Origin of the sequence: Priestia aryabhattai (genome assembly GCF_023715685.1) — a bacterium.
GTDB classification, from domain to species: Bacteria; Bacillota; Bacilli; order Bacillales; family Bacillaceae_H; genus Priestia; species Priestia aryabhattai_B.
In genome coordinates, this window is record NZ_JAMBOQ010000002.1 from 805641 (window position 1) to 823311 (window position 17671).

Annotated in this window: 17 protein-coding genes; 15 read left to right on the forward strand and 2 right to left on the reverse strand. The window is 40.1% G+C overall.

The annotated features are described in order from the left end of the window. Positions 1-11: 11 nt before the first annotated feature. From M3225_RS11005 to cobO, 12 genes are read left to right on the forward strand one after another with little or no spacing between them, the layout of a single operon-like run. Positions 12-914 (forward strand): sirohydrochlorin chelatase, encoded by a 903-nt coding sequence (locus M3225_RS11005; RefSeq protein WP_251393299.1) that lies wholly within the window; start codon positions 12-14, stop codon positions 912-914. After that, positions 911-1678: a precorrin-6A reductase gene (cobK, locus tag M3225_RS11010; protein ID WP_251393300.1), complete on the forward strand. Its 768-nt coding sequence runs from the start codon at positions 911-913 to the stop codon at positions 1676-1678. The genes M3225_RS11005 and cobK overlap by 4 nt, the downstream gene beginning before the upstream one ends. Positions 1679-1683: 5 nt before the next feature. Continuing rightward, complete coding sequence (locus tag M3225_RS11015; protein WP_025751694.1) at positions 1684-2331, forward strand: precorrin-8X methylmutase; 648 nt, start codon at positions 1684-1686, stop codon at positions 2329-2331. 3 nt (positions 2332-2334) lie between these two features. Continuing rightward, positions 2335-3438: a cobalt-precorrin-5B (C(1))-methyltransferase gene (locus tag M3225_RS11020; protein ID WP_251393301.1), complete on the forward strand. Its 1104-nt coding sequence runs from the start codon at positions 2335-2337 to the stop codon at positions 3436-3438. Further along, complete coding sequence (gene cbiE / locus M3225_RS11025) at positions 3428-4624, forward strand: precorrin-6y C5,15-methyltransferase (decarboxylating) subunit CbiE (RefSeq protein ID WP_116071882.1); 1197 nt, start codon at positions 3428-3430, stop codon at positions 4622-4624. Before M3225_RS11020 ends, cbiE begins: the two co-directional genes overlap by 11 nt. Before the next feature lie 2 nt (positions 4625-4626). Continuing rightward, the gene (gene cobI / locus M3225_RS11030) at positions 4627-5328 is read left to right on the forward strand and encodes a precorrin-2 C(20)-methyltransferase (RefSeq protein WP_116071884.1); all 702 of its coding nucleotides are present in this window, start codon (positions 4627-4629) and stop codon (positions 5326-5328) included. Further along, a complete protein-coding gene (gene cobM, locus M3225_RS11035) occupies positions 5325-6101 on the forward strand; it encodes a precorrin-4 C(11)-methyltransferase (RefSeq protein ID WP_116071886.1) in 777 nt (258 codons plus the stop codon). Before cobI ends, cobM begins: the two co-directional genes overlap by 4 nt. Continuing rightward, complete coding sequence (locus M3225_RS11040; RefSeq protein WP_116071888.1) at positions 6098-7222, forward strand: cobalt-precorrin 5A hydrolase; 1125 nt, start codon at positions 6098-6100, stop codon at positions 7220-7222. Before cobM ends, M3225_RS11040 begins: the two co-directional genes overlap by 4 nt. A gap of 13 nt (positions 7223-7235) precedes the next feature. Further along, positions 7236-8618, forward strand: coding sequence for a cobyrinate a,c-diamide synthase (locus M3225_RS11045; protein WP_251393302.1), 1383 nt, complete (start codon positions 7236-7238; stop codon positions 8616-8618). Then, positions 8615-9385: a uroporphyrinogen-III C-methyltransferase gene (cobA, locus tag M3225_RS11050; protein WP_116071892.1), complete on the forward strand. Its 771-nt coding sequence runs from the start codon at positions 8615-8617 to the stop codon at positions 9383-9385. The genes M3225_RS11045 and cobA overlap by 4 nt, the downstream gene beginning before the upstream one ends. Positions 9386-9405: 20 nt before the next feature. Then, positions 9406-9975: a nitroreductase family protein gene (locus tag M3225_RS11055; RefSeq protein WP_013057305.1), complete on the forward strand. Its 570-nt coding sequence runs from the start codon at positions 9406-9408 to the stop codon at positions 9973-9975. A 10-nt stretch (positions 9976-9985) separates the two neighbouring features. Continuing rightward, positions 9986-10555, forward strand: coding sequence for a cob(I)yrinic acid a,c-diamide adenosyltransferase (gene cobO, locus M3225_RS11060; RefSeq protein WP_308215730.1), 570 nt, complete (start codon positions 9986-9988; stop codon positions 10553-10555). A 26-nt stretch (positions 10556-10581) separates the two neighbouring features. Here the strand turns inward: cobO and spoIIP are convergent, their stop codons facing one another. Next, positions 10582-11748 carry a stage II sporulation protein P gene (gene spoIIP, locus M3225_RS11065; RefSeq protein ID WP_251393304.1) on the reverse strand — a complete coding sequence of 389 codons (1167 nt, stop codon included), beginning with the start codon at positions 11746-11748 and terminating at the stop codon, positions 10582-10584. Positions 11749-11918: 170 nt separating this feature from the next. Beyond that, positions 11919-13487 (reverse strand): RQC-minor-2 family DNA-binding protein, encoded by a 1569-nt coding sequence (locus tag M3225_RS11070; protein ID WP_251393305.1) that lies wholly within the window; start codon positions 13485-13487, stop codon positions 11919-11921. A 249-nt stretch (positions 13488-13736) separates the two neighbouring features. Here M3225_RS11070 and M3225_RS11075 point away from each other — a divergent pair, with 249 nt between their 5' ends. The 3 genes from M3225_RS11075 (at position 13737) to M3225_RS11085 (ending at position 17660) form a co-directional block, all read left to right on the forward strand. Then, on the forward strand, positions 13737-15329 hold the full coding sequence (locus M3225_RS11075) for an APC family permease (RefSeq protein ID WP_251393306.1): 1593 nt from the start codon (positions 13737-13739) through the stop codon (positions 15327-15329). A gap of 155 nt (positions 15330-15484) precedes the next feature. After that, a complete protein-coding gene (locus tag M3225_RS11080; RefSeq protein WP_251393307.1) occupies positions 15485-16024 on the forward strand; it encodes an SMI1/KNR4 family protein in 540 nt (179 codons plus the stop codon). A 193-nt stretch (positions 16025-16217) separates the two neighbouring features. Next, positions 16218-17660: an MDR family MFS transporter gene (locus M3225_RS11085; protein WP_251393308.1), complete on the forward strand. Its 1443-nt coding sequence runs from the start codon at positions 16218-16220 to the stop codon at positions 17658-17660. Positions 17661-17671: the final 11 nt, after the last annotated feature.

The window sequence follows — 17671 nt, forward strand, 5'->3', positions numbered from 1 at the left end:
GAGGACATTATATGAAATCAGTTTTATTTGTAGGTCATGGAAGCAGAGATCCTGAAGGGAACGATCAAATTCGCGAGTTTATTTCTACTATGAAGCATGATTGGGACGCATCTATTTTAGTAGAAACGTGTTTTCTGGAGTTTGAACGTCCGAATGTAAGTCAAGGAATTGACACGTGTGTGGCAAAAGGAGCACAAGATGTAGTTGTGATTCCGATTATGCTCTTGCCTGCTGGTCATTCTAAAATACATATTCCGGCGGCTATAGATGAGGCCAAGGAAAAATATCCACATGTAAACTTCGTATACGGGCGTCCCATTGGCGTTCATGAAGAAGCTCTTGAAATTTTAAAAACGAGATTACAAGAATCAGGAGAGAATTTAGAAACTCCAGCTGAAGACACGGCTGTTATTGTCTTAGGACGAGGAGGAAGTGATCCTGATGCAAACAGTGATTTATATAAAATTACGCGCCTTCTTTGGGAAAAAACAAACTATAAAATCGTTGAAACTTCTTTTATGGGCGTGACCGCTCCATTGATTGATGAAGGAGTGGAGCGATGTTTGAAATTAGGCGCTAAAAAAGTGGTGATTCTTCCGTATTTCTTATTTACAGGCGTATTAATTAAGCGTTTAGAAGAAATGGTTAAGCATTATAAATTGCAGCATGAAGACATTGAGTTTAAGCTAGCCGGCTATTTCGGTTTTCATCCAAAACTGCAGACAATTTTAAAAGAACGTGCTGAAGAAGGATTAGAAGGTGAAGTGAAAATGAACTGCGATACGTGTCAATATCGCCTCGGCATTATGGAGCATATTGATCACCATCATCATCACGATCATGACCATGATCACGGACACCATCACCACGATCACCACGATCACCATGAAGATAAGGTCGGCGAGCTAAAATGATTTTATTGTTAGCTGGAACTAGCGATGCACGTGCATTAGCCGTGCAAGTGAAAAAAGCAGGTTATGACGTTACGGCAACGGTTGTAACCGACAATGCAGCAATCGAATTACAGCGAGCAGAAGTGAAAGTGAAAATTGGACGTCTCACAAAAGAAGATATGACGGATTTTATAAACGAACATGGTGTAAAAGCTATTGTTGATGCAAGTCATCCTTTTGCCGAAGAAGCGTCTAAAAATGCTATCGGTGCGGCTGCTGAAACAGCGATTCCTTACATACGCTATGAGCGGGCTTCGCAGGCTTTTACCTATGATAATATGACGATGGTTTCTACGTATGAAGAAGCAGCAGAAGTAGCAGCTGAGAAAAAAGGAGTTATTATGCTGACAACAGGCAGCAAGACGCTGCAGGTTTTTACAGAAAAGCTGCTTCCTCTTTCAGATGTACGGCTTGTTGCTCGTATGCTTCCAAGGCTGGATAATATGGAAAAGTGCCAGCAATTAGGACTGCCGCAAAAAAATATTATTGCTATTCAAGGGCCGTTTACAAAAGAGTTTGACCGAGCGCTGTATAAGCAGTACGGAGTGACGGTCATGGTCACAAAAGAAAGCGGAAAAGTTGGATCTGTGGATGAAAAAGTGGAAGCAGCCAAAGAGTTGGGCTTAGATATCATTATGATTGGGCGACCAAAAATCGAGTATGGGACCGTTTATTCTACGTTTGAAGAAGTGGTTCATGCTTTAGTAAACCAAACTAGGAGTTGATTGAGATGGATTTTCGTACAGAATTTAAACCGTTAACTGTTCAGCCTCAGCAAATTGAAGGAAAAAGTTTTGAAATGATTACAGAAGAGCTTGGGCCTCATCCGTTTACAGATGAACAGTACCCAATTGTTCAGCGCGTGATTCATGCGTCTGCAGACTTTGAGCTTGGACGCAGCATGCTGTTTCATCCGGATGCCATTCAAGCAGGAATTAAAGCAATTCGCAGCGGCAAGCAAGTGGTTGCTGATGTACAAATGGTACAAGTAGGAACAAACAAGCAACGAATTGAAAAACACGGCGGGGAAATCAAAGTTTATATCTCAGATTCGGACGTCATGGAAGAAGCGAAGCGTTTAAATACAACGCGTGCAATTATTTCTATGCGAAAAGCAATTAAAGAAGCAGACGGCGGGATTTTTGCAATTGGGAACGCACCGACAGCTTTACTTGAATTAATTCGTTTGATTAAAGAAGGAGAAGCGAAGCCTGGGCTTGTTATTGGTCTGCCGGTAGGATTTGTTTCAGCAGCTGAATCTAAAGAAGAGCTTGCTAAACTTGACGTGCCGTTTATTACAAACATTGGGCGAAAAGGCGGTAGTACGGTAACCGTTGCTGCATTAAATGCAATTTCAATCCTTGCAGATCAGGTGTAACGTATGAAGGAAGTGCCAAAAGAACCTAAGAAACTCAGAGAAGGCTATACAACGGGCGCTTGTGCAACGGCAGCTACGAGAGCAGCGCTGCTTACGCTAATTTCAGGAGAAGTGCAAGATGAGTCAACGATTTACTTACCTGTCGGTCGCTTTGCTACGTTTCATCTTGAAGAATGCGAGTATCGCGCAAGCAGCGCTGTAGCTAGCATCATTAAAGATGCTGGAGACGATCCCGACGCCACGCACGGAGCGCTGATTATTTCTGAAGTTTCGTGGTGTAATGGTGTAGACATTATCATTGATGGAGGAGTGGGGGTAGGGCGTGTAACAAAGCCCGGTCTCCCTGTTCCTGTAGGTGAAGCAGCCATTAACCCTGTTCCACGAAAGATGCTGAAAGAAACGGCTCAACAGCTTCTGGCTGAATATAATATTCAAAAAGGCGTTAAGATTGTTATCTCTGTTCCTGAGGGAGAAGAAATGGCGAAAAAGACATTAAATGCACGTCTAGGTATTTTAGGAGGCATTTCGATACTGGGGACAAGAGGGATTGTCGTTCCGTTCTCAACGGCTGCTTATAAAGCAAGCATCGTGCAGGCAATCAGCGTTGCTAAAGCGAGCAACTGTGAGCACGTTGTCATTACTACAGGGGGCCGAAGCGAAAAGTATGGAATGAAACAGTTCCCTGAACTTCCAGAAGAAGCATTTATAGAAATGGGAGATTTTGTTGGATTTACTTTAAAACAATGTAAAAAGCAAGGAATGAAAAAAGTATCGCTCGTAGGCATGATGGGAAAGTTTTCTAAAGTTGCCCAAGGCGTTATGATGGTTCATTCCAAAAGTGCACCCATTGATTTTAATTTTTTAGCAAAAGCAGCTTCTGAGTCAGGCGCTTCTGATGAACTGGTAGAGGAAATAAAAGGCGCAAACACAGCTTCTCAAGTGGGAGATTTAATGACGCAAAGCGGTCATCATCAGTTTTTTGAAAAACTGTGCGAGTACTGCTGTTTATCAGCATTAAAGGAAGTAGGGGACGGAATCGATGTCGATACGTCTCTTTACACATTAAAAGGAGATTTTTTAGGACAGGCGGTGCAACATGGCAATTAAAATTATTGGAATTGGTGACGACGGGAAGTTAAGTCTGCTTCCTATGTATGAACAGTGGATTTACGAAAGCGATGTGCTCATTGGAGGGAAGCGTCACCTTGACTTTTTTCAAGATTTCCAAGGAGAAAAAGTAGCCATTGAAGGAGGTCTTTCTTCCCTTGTTGAACGTTTAAAAAACGAAGAAGGAAATGCGGTTGTGTTAGCATCAGGCGACCCGTTATTTTACGGAATTGGAAGCTATCTTTCTACGAAGCTAGACGTTGAAATATACCCTTATTTAAGTTCTATTCAGCTTGCATTCTCACGTTTAAAAGAAAGATGGCAAGACGCTTATTTTACAAGTGTGCACGGGAGAAGCATAAAGGGACTTGCTCAGCGCATTGACGGCTATAAAAAAGTAGCGATTTTAACCGATGAGCAAAATTCTCCTACTGCTCTGGCAAACTACTTATTGTCATTTGGCATGACAGAATACAAGATGTTTGTGGCAGAGAACTTAGGAGGAGAAACGGAGCGCTGTCAGCTGCTTTCGTTGGAAGAGGCGGCGAATCAATTCTTTTCTCCGCTTAATGTCGTGATATTAAAGCAGGTAGAAGAAAGTCCAGTCTGGCCTCTTGGAATAGAGGACGATGAATTTATTCAACGTAAACCGGATAAGGGACTTATCACCAAAAAAGAAATTCGTACACTTAGTATTAGCGCCCTGCAGCTAAAGAGAGACAGCGTCGTATGGGATATCGGAACATGTACGGGTTCAGTTGCGATTGAAGCGGCTAAAATAGCGCGTGAAGGACAAATTTTTGCCGTGGAAAAAAATGAAGCAGACTTAGAAAACTGCAGGGAAAATCTAGCGAAATTTCGAGTAGATGCCCACACTGTGCACGGAAAAGCACCGGAAGGGCTAAATGAGTTTGCTGATCCTGATGCGGTGTTTATTGGAGGTACAGCAGGAGGCATGGAAACAATTTTAGATGTTTGCTGCAGCCGATTAAATTCAGGAGGTCGCATCGTATTAAATGCCGTAACGATTGAAAATTTAGCAGAAGCGATGAAAGCTTTTAAAGAACGAGGGTTTGAGACTGCTGTTACCCTTGCACAAATTTCAAGAAGCAAGCCAATTTTACATTTAACACGATTTGACGCTTTAAACCCCATTTATATTATTACAGCCAAAAGAGGAGAATGAACATGATTGGAACATTGTACGGACTTGGAGTTGGACCAGGAGATCCAGAACTGATTACAGTAAAAGCATTTCGTAAATTAAAAGAATCACCCGTTATTGCGTATCCGAAAAAGCAAAAAGGAAGCAAAAGCTACGCTCAGAAAATTATTGATGTCTATTTCAGTGCAAATGAAAAAGACATGCTCGGACTTGTGTTTCCGATGACAAAAGATCCTGCTATTTTAGAAAAAAAATGGACCGAAACGGTGGAACGAGTATGGGAAAAGCTTGAGGAAGGAAAAGATGTAGCATTTGTGACAGAGGGCGACCCTATGCTTTACAGCACGTTTATTCACATGATGCGTCTGATGCAAGAACGTCACCCACAGGCTCCGATTCAAGTGATTCCTGGCATTTCATCCATTAATGGAGCTGCATCTCGCTTAGGTATTCCGTTAGCAGACGGGGATGAACACGTAGCAATTGTTCCTGCTCGTGAAGATTATGAAACAATGAAAAAAGTATTAGTGGAAAACGACTGCGTCATTTTTATTAAAGTAGCCAAAGTCATCGATTTTATGGTCGGTCTTTTAAAAGAGCTTGACCTGCTTGAAAAAGCGTCGGTGGTAACAAAAGTAACGTCAGATGAAGAAATTATTTGGAAAGCTTCAGAACTAGAAGGAGCGGATTTACAATACTTAACGCTAATGGTGGTGCGAAAATGAAGTTATACATAATCGGAGCTGGACCCGGAGATCCAGATTTAATTACCGTAAAAGGCTTAAAATTACTTCAGCAAGCAGATGTTGTTTTATACGCTGACTCACTAGTAAGTCAAGATCTAATTGCTAAGTCTAAACCAGGTGCTGAAGTGTTAAAAACAGCGGGTATGCATTTAGAAGAAATGGTCGGTACTATGCTTGATCGCATGCGTGAAGGGAAAATGGTCGTGAGAGTACATACGGGAGATCCGGCTATGTACGGAGCCATTATGGAACAAATGGTGCTTTTAAAAAGAGAAGGTGTTGATATTGAAATCGTTCCGGGCGTCAGCTCCGTATTCGCTGCTGCTGCAGCGGCTGAAGCAGAATTAACCATTCCGGATTTGACTCAGACCGTTATTTTAACTCGGGCCGAAGGAAGAACGCCTGTACCTGAGTTTGAAAAATTAACGGATTTAGCAAAACATAAATGTACGATTGCGTTATTTTTAAGCGCGACGCTCACAAAAAAAGTAATGAAAGAATTTATAAATGCCGGTTGGAGTGAGGATACGCCGGTTGTAGTAGTCTATAAAGCAACGTGGCCTGATGAAAAAATTGTTCGCACGACGGTAAAAGACCTAGATGATGCTATGCGAACAAATGGCATTCGTAAGCAGGCTATGATTTTGGCGGGCTGGGCACTTGACCCCCACATTCATGACAAAGATTATCGTTCAAAACTCTACGATAAAACATTTACCCACGGCTTTCGCAAGGGAGTGAAATCGGAATGATTCAACTCGAAGAAGGAAAAAAAGCTCCAATTACACAGCGCGGGGATTATGCAGTCGTGGCCATCACGAAGCACGGCGTAGAAATTGCAAGAAATCTTGGCCGCATCTTTCAGCAGTCTGATGTGTATTACATGAGCAAGTTTGAAAAAGGAGACGAACAAGAGCAGAACATTCAGATGTTTTCAGGAAGTGTGCGGATGCTCTTGCCTTCTCTTTTTGAATCGTATAAAGGACTTATTATTATTATCTCACTAGGAGCAGTTGTGCGTATGATTGCACCTATTTTAAAAGATAAGAAAACAGATCCGGCGGTTGTTGTTATCGATGACAAAGGCGAAAATGTCATCAGTGTGCTTTCGGGTCATATCGGAGGAGCAAATGAGCTTACGCGTGAAGTTGCGGCAGCTCTTAGGGCCCATCCTGTTATTACAACAGCATCCGATGTTCAAAAAACGATTCCAGTTGATTTATTTGGAAAGCGCTTTGGATGGGTATGGGAATCAGCAGAAAAGCTAACGCCCGTCAGTGCTTCTGTGGTGAATGAAGAAGAAATAGCAGTGGTTCAAGAATCAGGTGAAAAGAGCTGGTGGCATTATGAGCACCCCGTTCCAGCTAACATTAAAACGTATTCATCGATTCAGACAGCTCTTGAAGCATCGCCACATGCAGCTTTGGTCGTAACGCATCGCGATTTAAAAAAAGAGGAAGAAGCGATCTTAGAAAACGGTGTTCTTTACCGGCCAAAAGTGTTGGCGATTGGGATGGGGTGCAATCGAGGGACAAGTGCAGCTGAAATTGAAACCGTTATTGAAAAAACGCTTGCTGAACTTCAGTTTTCAATGAAAAGTGTAAAAGCATTATGTACAATAGAGTTAAAGAAAGATGAAGAAGGGCTGCTAGAAGTGGCGTCTAAGTATGGCTGGGAGTTTGTCTATTATTCGCCGCAAGAGCTAAACAGCATAAGTATCCAACAGCCTTCAGATACTGTCTTTAAATATACAGGTGCATATGGCGTTAGTGAACCTGCTGCTATGTTATACAGCGGTGCTGATACGCTTGAACTTGTTAAGAAAAAGTCAGGGAATGTAACTATTTCAGTGGCACTTATTCCATATGACTAAAGGAGAGAACAACATGTCAAACAGAAGACTCGTCATTGCCGGTACCGGAAGTGGCGTAGGAAAAACAACCCTTACAATCGGGCTGATGGCAGCATTAAAACAAGCTGGTTATAAAGTTCAAGGGTTTAAGTGCGGACCCGATTATATTGATCCAACGTATCATACGGCTGTTACAGAACGAACGTCTCGAAATATCGACAGCTGGATGCTTGAACACGACATGGTTAGAGAAATTGTCGCTCGGGCTAGTCAAGATGCTGATATTTCCATCATGGAAGGAGTTATGGGATTTTTTGATGGAAAAAACCCGTTAACGAACGAAGGATCAACAGCAGAAATTAGCTTAATCACAAATAGCCCTGTCCTTTTAGTTGTCAATTGTGCTAGTATGGCTAGAAGCGCAGCGGCGATTGTAAAAGGGTTTCAGCAATTTTTACCCGAAGCCAACATTGTCGGTGTGATTGCTAACCGAGTTGGAAGTGAAGGGCACTATAAACTTGTTAAGGCAGCGATTGAACAGGAATGTCACATCCCTGTAGTAGGCTACTTGAAAAGAAACGATGAGCTTACGATTCCTGAGCGTCACCTCGGGCTCATTCCGTCGATTGAACGAGGAGAATTAACACCGTTTTTTGAACAGTTAGGGCAGCTTGTTCATGATACAATTGATATCGAAAAAGTATACGAGCTGGCTTTAGCTCCTAAAATAGAAATTAATGATCCTATATTTACAAAGCCGTCCGTGCCTCAAGTGAAAATTGCTGTGGCGAGAGATGCTGCTTTTAACTTTTATTATGAAGAAAATTTCGAATTGTTAAAAGCTTGCGGAGCAGAGCTTGTAGAGTTTTCACCTTTAAAAGGAGAAATGGTTCCACAAGATGCTGACGGCCTTTATATAGGAGGCGGATTTCCAGAAGAATTTGCTGAAACACTGGCTCAGCAAATCGACGTTAAAAACTCTGTCCGAGCAGCCATTCAAAAAGGGCTGCCTACGCTCGCTGAGTGTGGAGGCTTTATGTTTTTAACAGATGGTATTGTCACAACAGATGATACATGCTATGAAATGGTGGGGCTTATTCCCGGACAAGTAAGGATGCAGACAAAATTAGCTGCTTTAGGATACCGAGAAGTCACGGGAAAGCCGGGGAATTTTTTATTTAAAGGCGATATACAAGCTAAAGGCCATGAATTTCATTATTCAACTTTTTATTCAGAGAAAGAGTTTTCGCCTGCCTATGATACAAAAGGGATGCGAGGAATGAAAGAAGAAGGCTATATGAACAATAATTTAATTGCCGGCTATACGCACTTTCATTTCGGCTCTTCTACGAAAATGGTAGAAAACTGGGTGGAACAGTGTAAAGCGGCAAAAAAAGAAAGAAGAGATGCAGTGTGACAGTTGGAAAAGTATATTTAGTAGGAGCCGGACCAGGAGATCCGAAGCTAATAACCGTGTATGGAATGGAGTGTATTCAAGAAGCAGACGTCATTTTATATGACCGCTTAGCCAACGAACAGTTGTTAAACTATGCAAAAAAAGACGCGGAGCTTATTTTTTGCGGAAAATTACCAGGCAAGCACGGAGTCATCCAAGATCGTATTCACGAACTGCTTGTTGAAAAAGCACTTCAAGGAAAAGTAGTCACGCGTTTAAAAGGAGGAGATCCTTTTGTATTTGGCCGCGGAGCAGAGGAAGCTGAAGTGCTTGCTAATCAAGGAATTCCTTACGAAGTAGTGCCAGGTATCACGTCAGGAATTGCAGCTCCGGCCTATGCAGGAATTCCTGTTACCCACAGAGACTATGCAACTTCTTTTGCGATTGTAACTGGGCATGGAAGAGAAGAAAAAGGAAAAGATTATTTAAACTGGTCAGCGCTCGCTCAAGGAATAGATACGATTGCTTTTTATATGGGCGTTGGAAATCTCCCTCACATATGCAAACAATTGATGGATCACGGAAGAGATAAACATACGCCAGTGGCGCTTGTTCAATGGGGAACGACAAAGTATCAGCGCACCGTAACTGGAACTCTTGCCACAATTGAAGAAATAGCAAAAAAAGCAGAAATTGCTCATCCTGCTATCGTACTTGTAGGAGATGTTGTGACAATCAGAGAAAAAATAAAATGGTTCGAAGAAAAAGCGGAAAATATTCTGCTTTAACGTTAAAAGGAGGAGACAACATGACGATTATCTCACAGCTAAAAGAACGAAGAGCGGTACGAGATCATGAGGCACGTGAAGTGGAGCAAGAGAAGATTGAACAGCTGCTTGAAGCAGCGACGTGGGCTCCAAATGACCGAATGAGAGAGCCTTGGAGCTTCTATGTGATTCAAGGAGAAGCAAAAAAGAAGTATGAAGAACTGGCTGAAGCTTATTTAAAGGAGCGCTTTCCTACAAAGCCTCATTTGGTAGAAAGTTCGTTAAAAGCAGTGAAAAATACGCCTGTACATATCGTCGTAACAGCTGATACAGTTGAAGGAGACGAAGAAGCCACTGAAGACAACAAATATGCGGTTTCATGCGCGATTCATTCCATGTGGCTAGCAGCTAAAGAGCTAGGTCTTGGATTCGTTTGGAGAACAAGAGGCGTTGGTCTTGTTCGAGACGAGCGCCTGTATGAGTTTATCGGTAAGCCTTCAGGTAAAGTCGTAGTAGGAAACGTATTTCTAGGCTATCCAAATGAAGAGTCTCTTACAAAAATGAAAGAGCCTGCTAGAACACCGTTTACAGAAAAAACAACGTGGCTGTAAATGTCATAAAGTGAAATTAGAAGAAAAAGAGGTTTTTAGATTGAAAGACAAACGTGGTCTTACGTTAATTTATACCGGAGACGGAAAAGGGAAAACAACCGCTGCTTTAGGTCTTGCTTTGCGCGCTACGGGACGCGGACAAAAAGTATTAATGATTCAATTTATTAAATCTCCTCAACGTACATATGGCGAAAAGCTGATGTTTGACAGAATGGGAATTGAAATGATTCAAACAGGAGTCGGCTTTACGTGGACAAAAACACCGCCTGAACATCGTGATGCTTTGCAAAAAGCATGGGCGCTAACGAAGGAAAAAGTCTTCTCGAACGAATATGATGTGGTTATTTTAGATGAGTTAAATAACGCCCTGGCTATCGATAAATTTCCTATTGATGATGTGCTACCGCTACATGAAGTGATTGATCTTATTCAAAAGCGCCCTGTGCATATGCATTTGGTCATTACGGGACGTTCTGCAAAAAAAGAAGTGATGGAAGCAGCAGATCTTGTGACGGAAATGAAGCCTCACAAACATTATTACGATGAAGGAATTCCTGCTGTAAAAGGAATTGAATTTTAAAAAGCCCTCAATGAAGAGGGCTTTTTTTATTGAGCAGGGGCATCTACTTTTTCAGCTTGCCAGTAAAATTGGCTAATGACATCAGACAGTGCTTTTGTTGTGTTGGTTAGTTCATCAAAGTTATTGTCAACTCCGCCCACTTCGATTAAAATAGCATTTTTAGAAACATCTTGATTATATACACCGTTACCGCTGGATTTGTTTTTGCCAATAACTCCGCGGCTTAAGCCAGGATACTTCTTTTCAAGTCCTTCATGAAGCGCTTTTGCCATTTTTAAGTTTTGTTCAAAGTTTTGATTTGCTTTCCCTAAAACAAACACAACTTTTGCGTACGATTTATTGTTAATCTTAATAGTTGTATTATCTTTTCGAAGCGAATCTCGGTGCAAATCGATAAAGTAAGTTAAATCTCTATTCTCAGTCATCGCCGTTTCAATTACTGTGCGAGACATGGCGTACGATTGATTGGTGTTCCAACCTTTTTCTTTTAATTTCTGTCCAATATTGGTTTGATCTACTTCTGCCCCAATTCCCTGTGCCTCTAAATCTTTTCCTAGCATATTTGCGACAATATTAATATTTGTTTTGCTATCCACTGCTTTATTAGCATCTGGATCACCTTCAAGTCCTAACAGAGGCAAGTAAGATTCCCAGCTGTGCGTATGATAAATATAAAATACCTTTTTTCCACCAGTTGTATTATTTGGAGCGTTCTTATCATTGTTTTCTTTAGGCTGCTGAACTTTTGTAGTAGAATTTCTTTCTTTTAGTGTTTCATCTAACGGTGGTGCAGATTCGCGCGGGAAGTTTGTGAAATTTGTGCCTTCACCGGCAATAATGATATTGGAGTCGTAAATACTGAATCCAGGAAGTTCTGAACCAAACAAGCTTCTGGCGTCTTCTGCTCGAATACTTGTTGATAACTCGAGCAGTGTAGAAGAAAGACCTGGAGGCGAGTAATTTTTATCAAAAGCCGTTGAAAAATGATGGTTTTCTTGGCTCATCAAATAATAAAGGCTCTCTGCTTTATGCTTCGATAACGTTTGATAGACAATAGAAGAATTGAACTGTTCTTTAATTGCTGAGTAACTTACTAGAACAATGATAGATGAGGTCATTAAAACAATGGATAAAATAACAAGAACCATCTTATATGTTAACACTACAAAATTGGCGCGATTACTAGATTTCAATGGCGAAATCTCCTCTCTATGTCAGCATCAAGCTATTGCATATGATAGGTATGAAGGACTTTGCTAATCTAGTAATGATTATATGAATGGAGATTTCTAATTATGATAAGCATTTAATAGAGAAAGTAGTCTTCAAAAATCAAAAAAGAAGAATCACGCGAGATATATTCTCATATTCTCCGTGATTCTTCTTCAAATAGATGCCGGATGGCTTCGCCTTTTGGAGTGAGGCTGAATCCTTTTTTCTCTTTTTTTAGCAGCTGATAGTTTTGTAATTCTTGTAAATAGGTTACGATGCGCTTGCGCTTTACGGAATTCAATAATCCAAATGCAGATACTTTATCGAGCTTTTTTTGACGAATACTGTTAGTCGAAACGCCTTCTAAAATTTGTACGTAACTTTGCTGAGTTTCCGTGTCTTTTAAGGTATCTATAAGCGTTAATAACCGTAACATTTGGTTTGAATCAAAAGTTATTTGACCGATTTTTAGCGGAGTCGAAAGCAGGTTCTGACGCTGTTGATGAAGTTCATTTTCTATCTTAGCGCTTATTTCTGTCAGTTTCTTTTCTATTTTGCTTGGACCCATATAACATGTAAATTTGTCTGTTTCCTGCAGCAGGGTGACGTCTGGAAAATCCCATTGCGAAAACCATTGAATGGAACCAACTTCAAGATTTGCATTCGGTGTTTTTACTTGTAATACGTTTTGAATGAACGAAAGAAAGGGGTATTTTTCCTGTAAAAATTGTCTTTGATTAAGTTGATAAGTGGTTAGGTTGCACAATTTATCTTGGATTTCTTTGATGTGCACTTCATGATGATCTAAAAGACTTTTCCATTTTAAAAAGACAAGCAGTTTTTGAATCACTTCTTCATTTTCATCTATAATCTCTTCGAACTGTCGCTGAGTTGTAGCTAAGCGCTTGGCTGCTAGCACTACATTATACTCATCATCGAGTGAAAAGGCATATCCTGTAACGTTATATGTTACGGCGAGTCCTCTGTTTTCTGAAGTTAAGCGAATGATCTCGTTTTCTCCGTAAACAGTTAATACCGCATCTTCCGTATCTGAAAATCCTCTCTCGAAGGCGGTGGAAGAAAGAGAGCGAAAAGGTCTCATAATGATTTCAATCCGATTGCGCCAAAAAGCAATTTGCTCAGGGTTTTTCATAATAAAAAGCAAAGGTGATTTTTTTGCTTGTTCAATTGCTTCAATCACATCTGCATTTCGATGATAAAGGGAAATGAGCGGATGTTTGAAGAAACACTTATTAATATGTTGAATCCATTCTTCTTTTGGAGAATCATGTATTCTAGCGCAAAACATGTAAACTTTCATAATGCTTCCGAGATAATTTCCCAACTCATTTTTAGTCAAAACCGTAAAATCTTGAGAATAAAACTCATCATGATGAATAGGAATGCCGCGATTCTTATTATATTCTTTCCATAGAAATGAAGTTGGTTTCCAAAAGTAAGGATAAACGTCTTCATTTTTATCAATTGCGACGGGAAAACCGCCCCTATGACTTCCATATAAGAACGTTTGAAAAAGAGTTATATCTTCTTGAGATAACTCATTCATTGCTCGCTCAAAGTAGTCATTTAAACGTCCAAGTAACCCTTTAGTATGTTTACTTCCCACGGAACGAATCGATTTATTCTTACGCCCGAGCGGAAGGAATGTTAAATGGTTGTAAGCTGTAAAATCAACAGGCAAATTCTCTGGTAAAGTCATTCATCTAACTCCTTTCATTTATTGAGTATTTTACCTATTAAAGAAGAGAAGAAAAAATTTTAATGTGTCTTGAACATAAGAGTTATTTTTAAAATTTTCTGTTAATTAATCTGTAGAAATAAAGAAAAGGGGTTCAAAGTAATTTTGAATGGGTATAGTAATAAAAATTTTGACACATATTATCGAATATATATGAATGTTGTCAAAAAAAAACAACAAAAGTGATGATTCATCCAAAGGAGGAAGCTTATGGAGAATAAAGGGCCGTTTAAAAAGACGATATCCCTATTAGATTTAACATTGATTGGATTAGGGGCTATTTTTGGCTCCGCTTGGCTGTTTGCCGTTAGTAACGTCGCTACACAAGCAGGTCCTGCAGGAAGTTTTTCTTGGGTTATTGGTGGAGTTATTATTTTATTAATAGGCCTTGTATACGCTGAGTTAGGGGCTGCCTTGCCTCGTACAGGAGGAATTATTCGATATCCTGTTTATTCACACGGTCATCTTGTAGGCTATATGATTTCGTTTATTACTATTGTAGCTTACACTAGTTTAATCGCTATCGAAGTAACAGCAGTGAGACAGTATGTGGCCTACTGGTTTCCAGGTTTAACAAAATCCGGATCTGATTCACCGACAATATCTGGATGGATTTTACAATTTGTTTTGCTTTGCTTATTCTTTTTACTCAATTACTGGAGTGTAAAAGCATTTGCGAAATCGAATATTATCATTTCTATTTTTAAATATTTTGTACCGCTTACGGTAATTGTAACGCTGGCATTTTATTTTAAGTCAGGAAACTTTACGATGGGAGAGTTTGCTCCCGGGGGATTTGATGGTATCCAGACCGCCATTGCCACAGGTGGGGTTATGTTTGCTTACTTAGGCCTTCATCCGATTGTATCGGTAGCTGGAGAGGTGAAAAATCCTCAGCGTAATATTCCAATTGCTCTTGTGATTTGTATCATTCTAGCAGCACTTATTTATACCGCTCTACAAGTCTTATTTATCGGGGCCATTCCATCTGATATGATTACGGGCGGTTGGTCCGGCATTCAAGATAAATTTTCACTGCCATTTAAAGACATCGCTGTTGTTCTGGGTCTTGGCTGGCTAGCAACGCTTGTTATTTTAGACGCGATTTTATCACCAGGTGGTAACGGTAATATTTTTATGAATACAACATCTAGACTTATCTATGCTTGGTCGCGTAACGGTACGTTATTTAAAACGTTTGCTCATGTGGATAAAAAAACAGGGATTCCACGATCATCTCTATGGCTTTCGTTAGGACTTTCAATTTTTTGGACACTGCCATTTCCTTCGTGGAATGCACTCGTAAACGTATGCTCTGTTGCGCTTATTCTTTCTTACGCGATTGCACCAATTTCATCAGCGGCATTTATGGTGAACGCAAAAGATTTGGAAAAGCCTTTTAAATTAAGAGGAATGAGTATAATTGGTCCATTATCCTTTATTTTTGCTTCCTTTATTGTATACTGGTCAGGCTGGAAGACTATTTCATGGCTGTTAACTTCTCAATTAGTCATGTTTGTTATTTATTTGATTTTTGCTAAATATGTGCCTACAAAAGAAGTAAGTCTTCGTCAGCAGATTAAGTCAACTTGGTGGTTAGTTGCTTATTATATCATCATGCTCTTTATTTCTTATATCGGTTCGTTCGGCGGAGGGAAGGGTTTGATCGATACGCCTGTAGACTTAATTATCATAGCGGTCGTATCCATTGGGATTTATTATTGGGCTAAATATACCGGTCTTCCAAAAGCGCTTATTGATTACGATCATCATTCTGAACAGGAAGAAAAAGCACCTGTATAACCTGTAAAGCAGCGATATTCGCTGCTTTTTTCTATGTTATTTAAACATGAATTTCTAAAGTTTATCGTATAATTTGGTAGGAAAGAAGGAATTAGCACATTATTGTTTAATTAATGTAATGTAACCGTTTTAAATCCAACGCTTGGAGGAAGAGTATGATTGAAAAAATAATAAATTCACTTCGAAAGCGGCTGTGGGAAAACAATAATGTTATAGAAGTGTGTAAAAATGAAGGAGAAGTATACAGAACCACTTGTACTTTTTTTGATGGAGTAAGTAAAAAACAACTGAATGTTTTCGAAGAAGAAATGCATGTAGCACTTCCGAAAGACTACAAGCAGTTTTTGCAGCTAACAAATGGGTGTAATTTGTTCATTGATGCTGACAAAAAAACAACAGGGAATCTTTATAGCTTAGAAGATGTAAGAGAAACAACTTATAAAAGTCAGAGTCTCTATATGACAATTGGGTCTGTCGGAGAGGAAGAGATTATCATTGACTCCAAAAAATCAGCGCATCCTGCATATATAATAGTAAAAAAGCGGAATGCATCGTTTCAAGATGCACATGTATTACATATGAATTTTCAGAAATGGCTGGATTGTTTTATAGTGAGTCAAGGAAATTGTTTTTGGCACTGGAATGAGCTTTGTAGCAAAGCTCATTCAACGGATAAAAAGACAACAGCTCAATAACATTATCTTCTCGAACTTAAAAGCAGAGCGTGTTAATCGTTCTGCTTTTTGTGTAACCATCATAAGCTAGAACAGTGTAGCCATTCTAAAAGGTTATGAGTATGATTGTATAGCAATTGTCTAATGTCTGAGTTGTTGATAAGTAGAGGTGATGTAAGCATCTATATAAATAAAATGAAAAGGGAGAATGGGGATGAGTCGTACGGAAACAAAACGAGGTCCTATCATTTCATCGCTAGTGATAGGTGCATTTGTAGCTATTTTAAATGAAACGCTTTTGACCATTGCTTTTAACGATTTAATGAAAGAGTTTAGCCTTGAACCATCTAGCGTACAATGGCTGTCAACAGCGTATATGCTTGTGATTGGTATATTGGTGCCTGTCACAGCGCTTCTTTGTCAATGGTTTACCACTAGGCAAATGTTCTTAAGTGCGATGATTTTATTTTTAGCTGGAACGTTGATTTGTGGCTTTGCGCCTACTTTTTCGATACTGCTGGTTGGACGAATTATCCAAGCTTTGGGTACGGGGCTATTGCTTCCAGTTTTAATGAATACCATCCTTGCGATTTATCCTCCCGAAAAGCGAGGAGGAGCCATGGGGCTAATTGGCTTAGTCATTATGTTCGCTCCCGCACTGGGACCTACACTTTCAGGTATTATTATTGATACATTTACGTGGAGATGGCTTTTCTTTTTAGTGGTCCCTCTAGTCGTCTTTTCCCTTATATTTGCCTCTGTTTACTTGAAAAATGTATCGGAGCTCACGAAGCCAAAAGTAGATTTTTTATCTATAATCTTGTCTACCTTAGGCTTTGGAGGAGTCGTTTATGGCTTCAGTACAGCAGGTGAAGGAGAGGGGTGGGGGAATCCTGTTGTTATTTATTCCCTTATTGTTGGACTTGTGGGCCTACTCTTTTTTATTTTGCGCCAGCTGCGTTTGAAAGAACCTATGCTTGATATTCGAGCTTTTCGCTACCGAATGTTTTCAGTAGCTGCTGCTATGCTGACCATTATGATGATGACGCTATTTTCTACGTTAATTTTGCTTCCTATGTATCTCCAGGGAGCGCTGCTTTTAACATCAGTAGCAGCTGGTCTTGTGCTGTTGCCAGGTGGCTTAATTAATGGTTTGTTATCTCCTGTGGCAGGAGTGCTATTTGATAAGTTTGGTCCTAAAACATTAGTCACTCCAGGTCTTGTGCTCGTTATCCTATCTCTTGGACTTTTTAGTCAACTTTCCGCTTCTACGAGTGTAGCTTATGTTGTTACTCTGCACGTGATGATGTTGATTGGTATTTCGATGGTGATGATGCCTGCACAGACCACCGGGTTAAATCAGCTTCCCAAGCAGCTGTACCCACATGGCACAGCAATAATGAATACATTACAACAAGTGTCCGGGGCTATTGGAACTGCGCTATTTGTCAGTATTATGTCTTCAGGAAAAGAGAGTTACTTAAAAGGAGTAAATGAACCAAATGCAGCTTTAGCACAAGTGAATGGACTGATTTCCGGATTGCAGCAAGCATTTTTTATTGCTGCTCTCGTTGGAGCGATTGCCCTCGTCTTATCTTTTTTTCTAAAACGAACTCAAGCTCCAGAAAATTCTTCAACAGGAGTTCCTATCAAGTAAACGAGCACCTT

What these genes read in the sequence shown, in the direction of transcription:
- M3225_RS11055 (WP_013057305.1), top strand. Translation starts at nt 9,406, where the DNA reads ATGACGATTATCTCACAGCTAAAAGAACGAAGAGCGGTACGAGATCAT.
- M3225_RS11085 (WP_251393308.1), top strand. Translation starts at nt 16,218, where the DNA reads ATGAGTCGTACGGAAACAAAACGAGGTCCTATCATTTCATCGCTAGTG.
- M3225_RS11080 (WP_251393307.1), top strand. Translation starts at nt 15,485, where the DNA reads ATGATTGAAAAAATAATAAATTCACTTCGAAAGCGGCTGTGGGAAAAC.
- cobM (WP_116071886.1), top strand. Translation starts at nt 5,325, where the DNA reads ATGAAGTTATACATAATCGGAGCTGGACCCGGAGATCCAGATTTAATT.
- cobI (WP_116071884.1), top strand. Translation starts at nt 4,627, where the DNA reads ATGATTGGAACATTGTACGGACTTGGAGTTGGACCAGGAGATCCAGAA.
- cbiE (WP_116071882.1), top strand. Translation starts at nt 3,428, where the DNA reads ATGGCAATTAAAATTATTGGAATTGGTGACGACGGGAAGTTAAGTCTG.
- M3225_RS11075 (WP_251393306.1), top strand. Translation starts at nt 13,737, where the DNA reads ATGGAGAATAAAGGGCCGTTTAAAAAGACGATATCCCTATTAGATTTA.
- M3225_RS11020 (WP_251393301.1), top strand. Translation starts at nt 2,335, where the DNA reads ATGAAGGAAGTGCCAAAAGAACCTAAGAAACTCAGAGAAGGCTATACA.
- M3225_RS11070 (WP_251393305.1), bottom strand. Translation starts at nt 13,487, where the DNA reads ATGACTTTACCAGAGAATTTGCCTGTTGATTTTACAGCTTACAACCAT.
- M3225_RS11015 (WP_025751694.1), top strand. Translation starts at nt 1,684, where the DNA reads ATGGATTTTCGTACAGAATTTAAACCGTTAACTGTTCAGCCTCAGCAA.
- M3225_RS11040 (WP_116071888.1), top strand. Translation starts at nt 6,098, where the DNA reads ATGATTCAACTCGAAGAAGGAAAAAAAGCTCCAATTACACAGCGCGGG.
- M3225_RS11045 (WP_251393302.1), top strand. Translation starts at nt 7,236, where the DNA reads ATGTCAAACAGAAGACTCGTCATTGCCGGTACCGGAAGTGGCGTAGGA.
- cobK (WP_251393300.1), top strand. Translation starts at nt 911, where the DNA reads ATGATTTTATTGTTAGCTGGAACTAGCGATGCACGTGCATTAGCCGTG.
- M3225_RS11005 (WP_251393299.1), top strand. Translation starts at nt 12, where the DNA reads ATGAAATCAGTTTTATTTGTAGGTCATGGAAGCAGAGATCCTGAAGGG.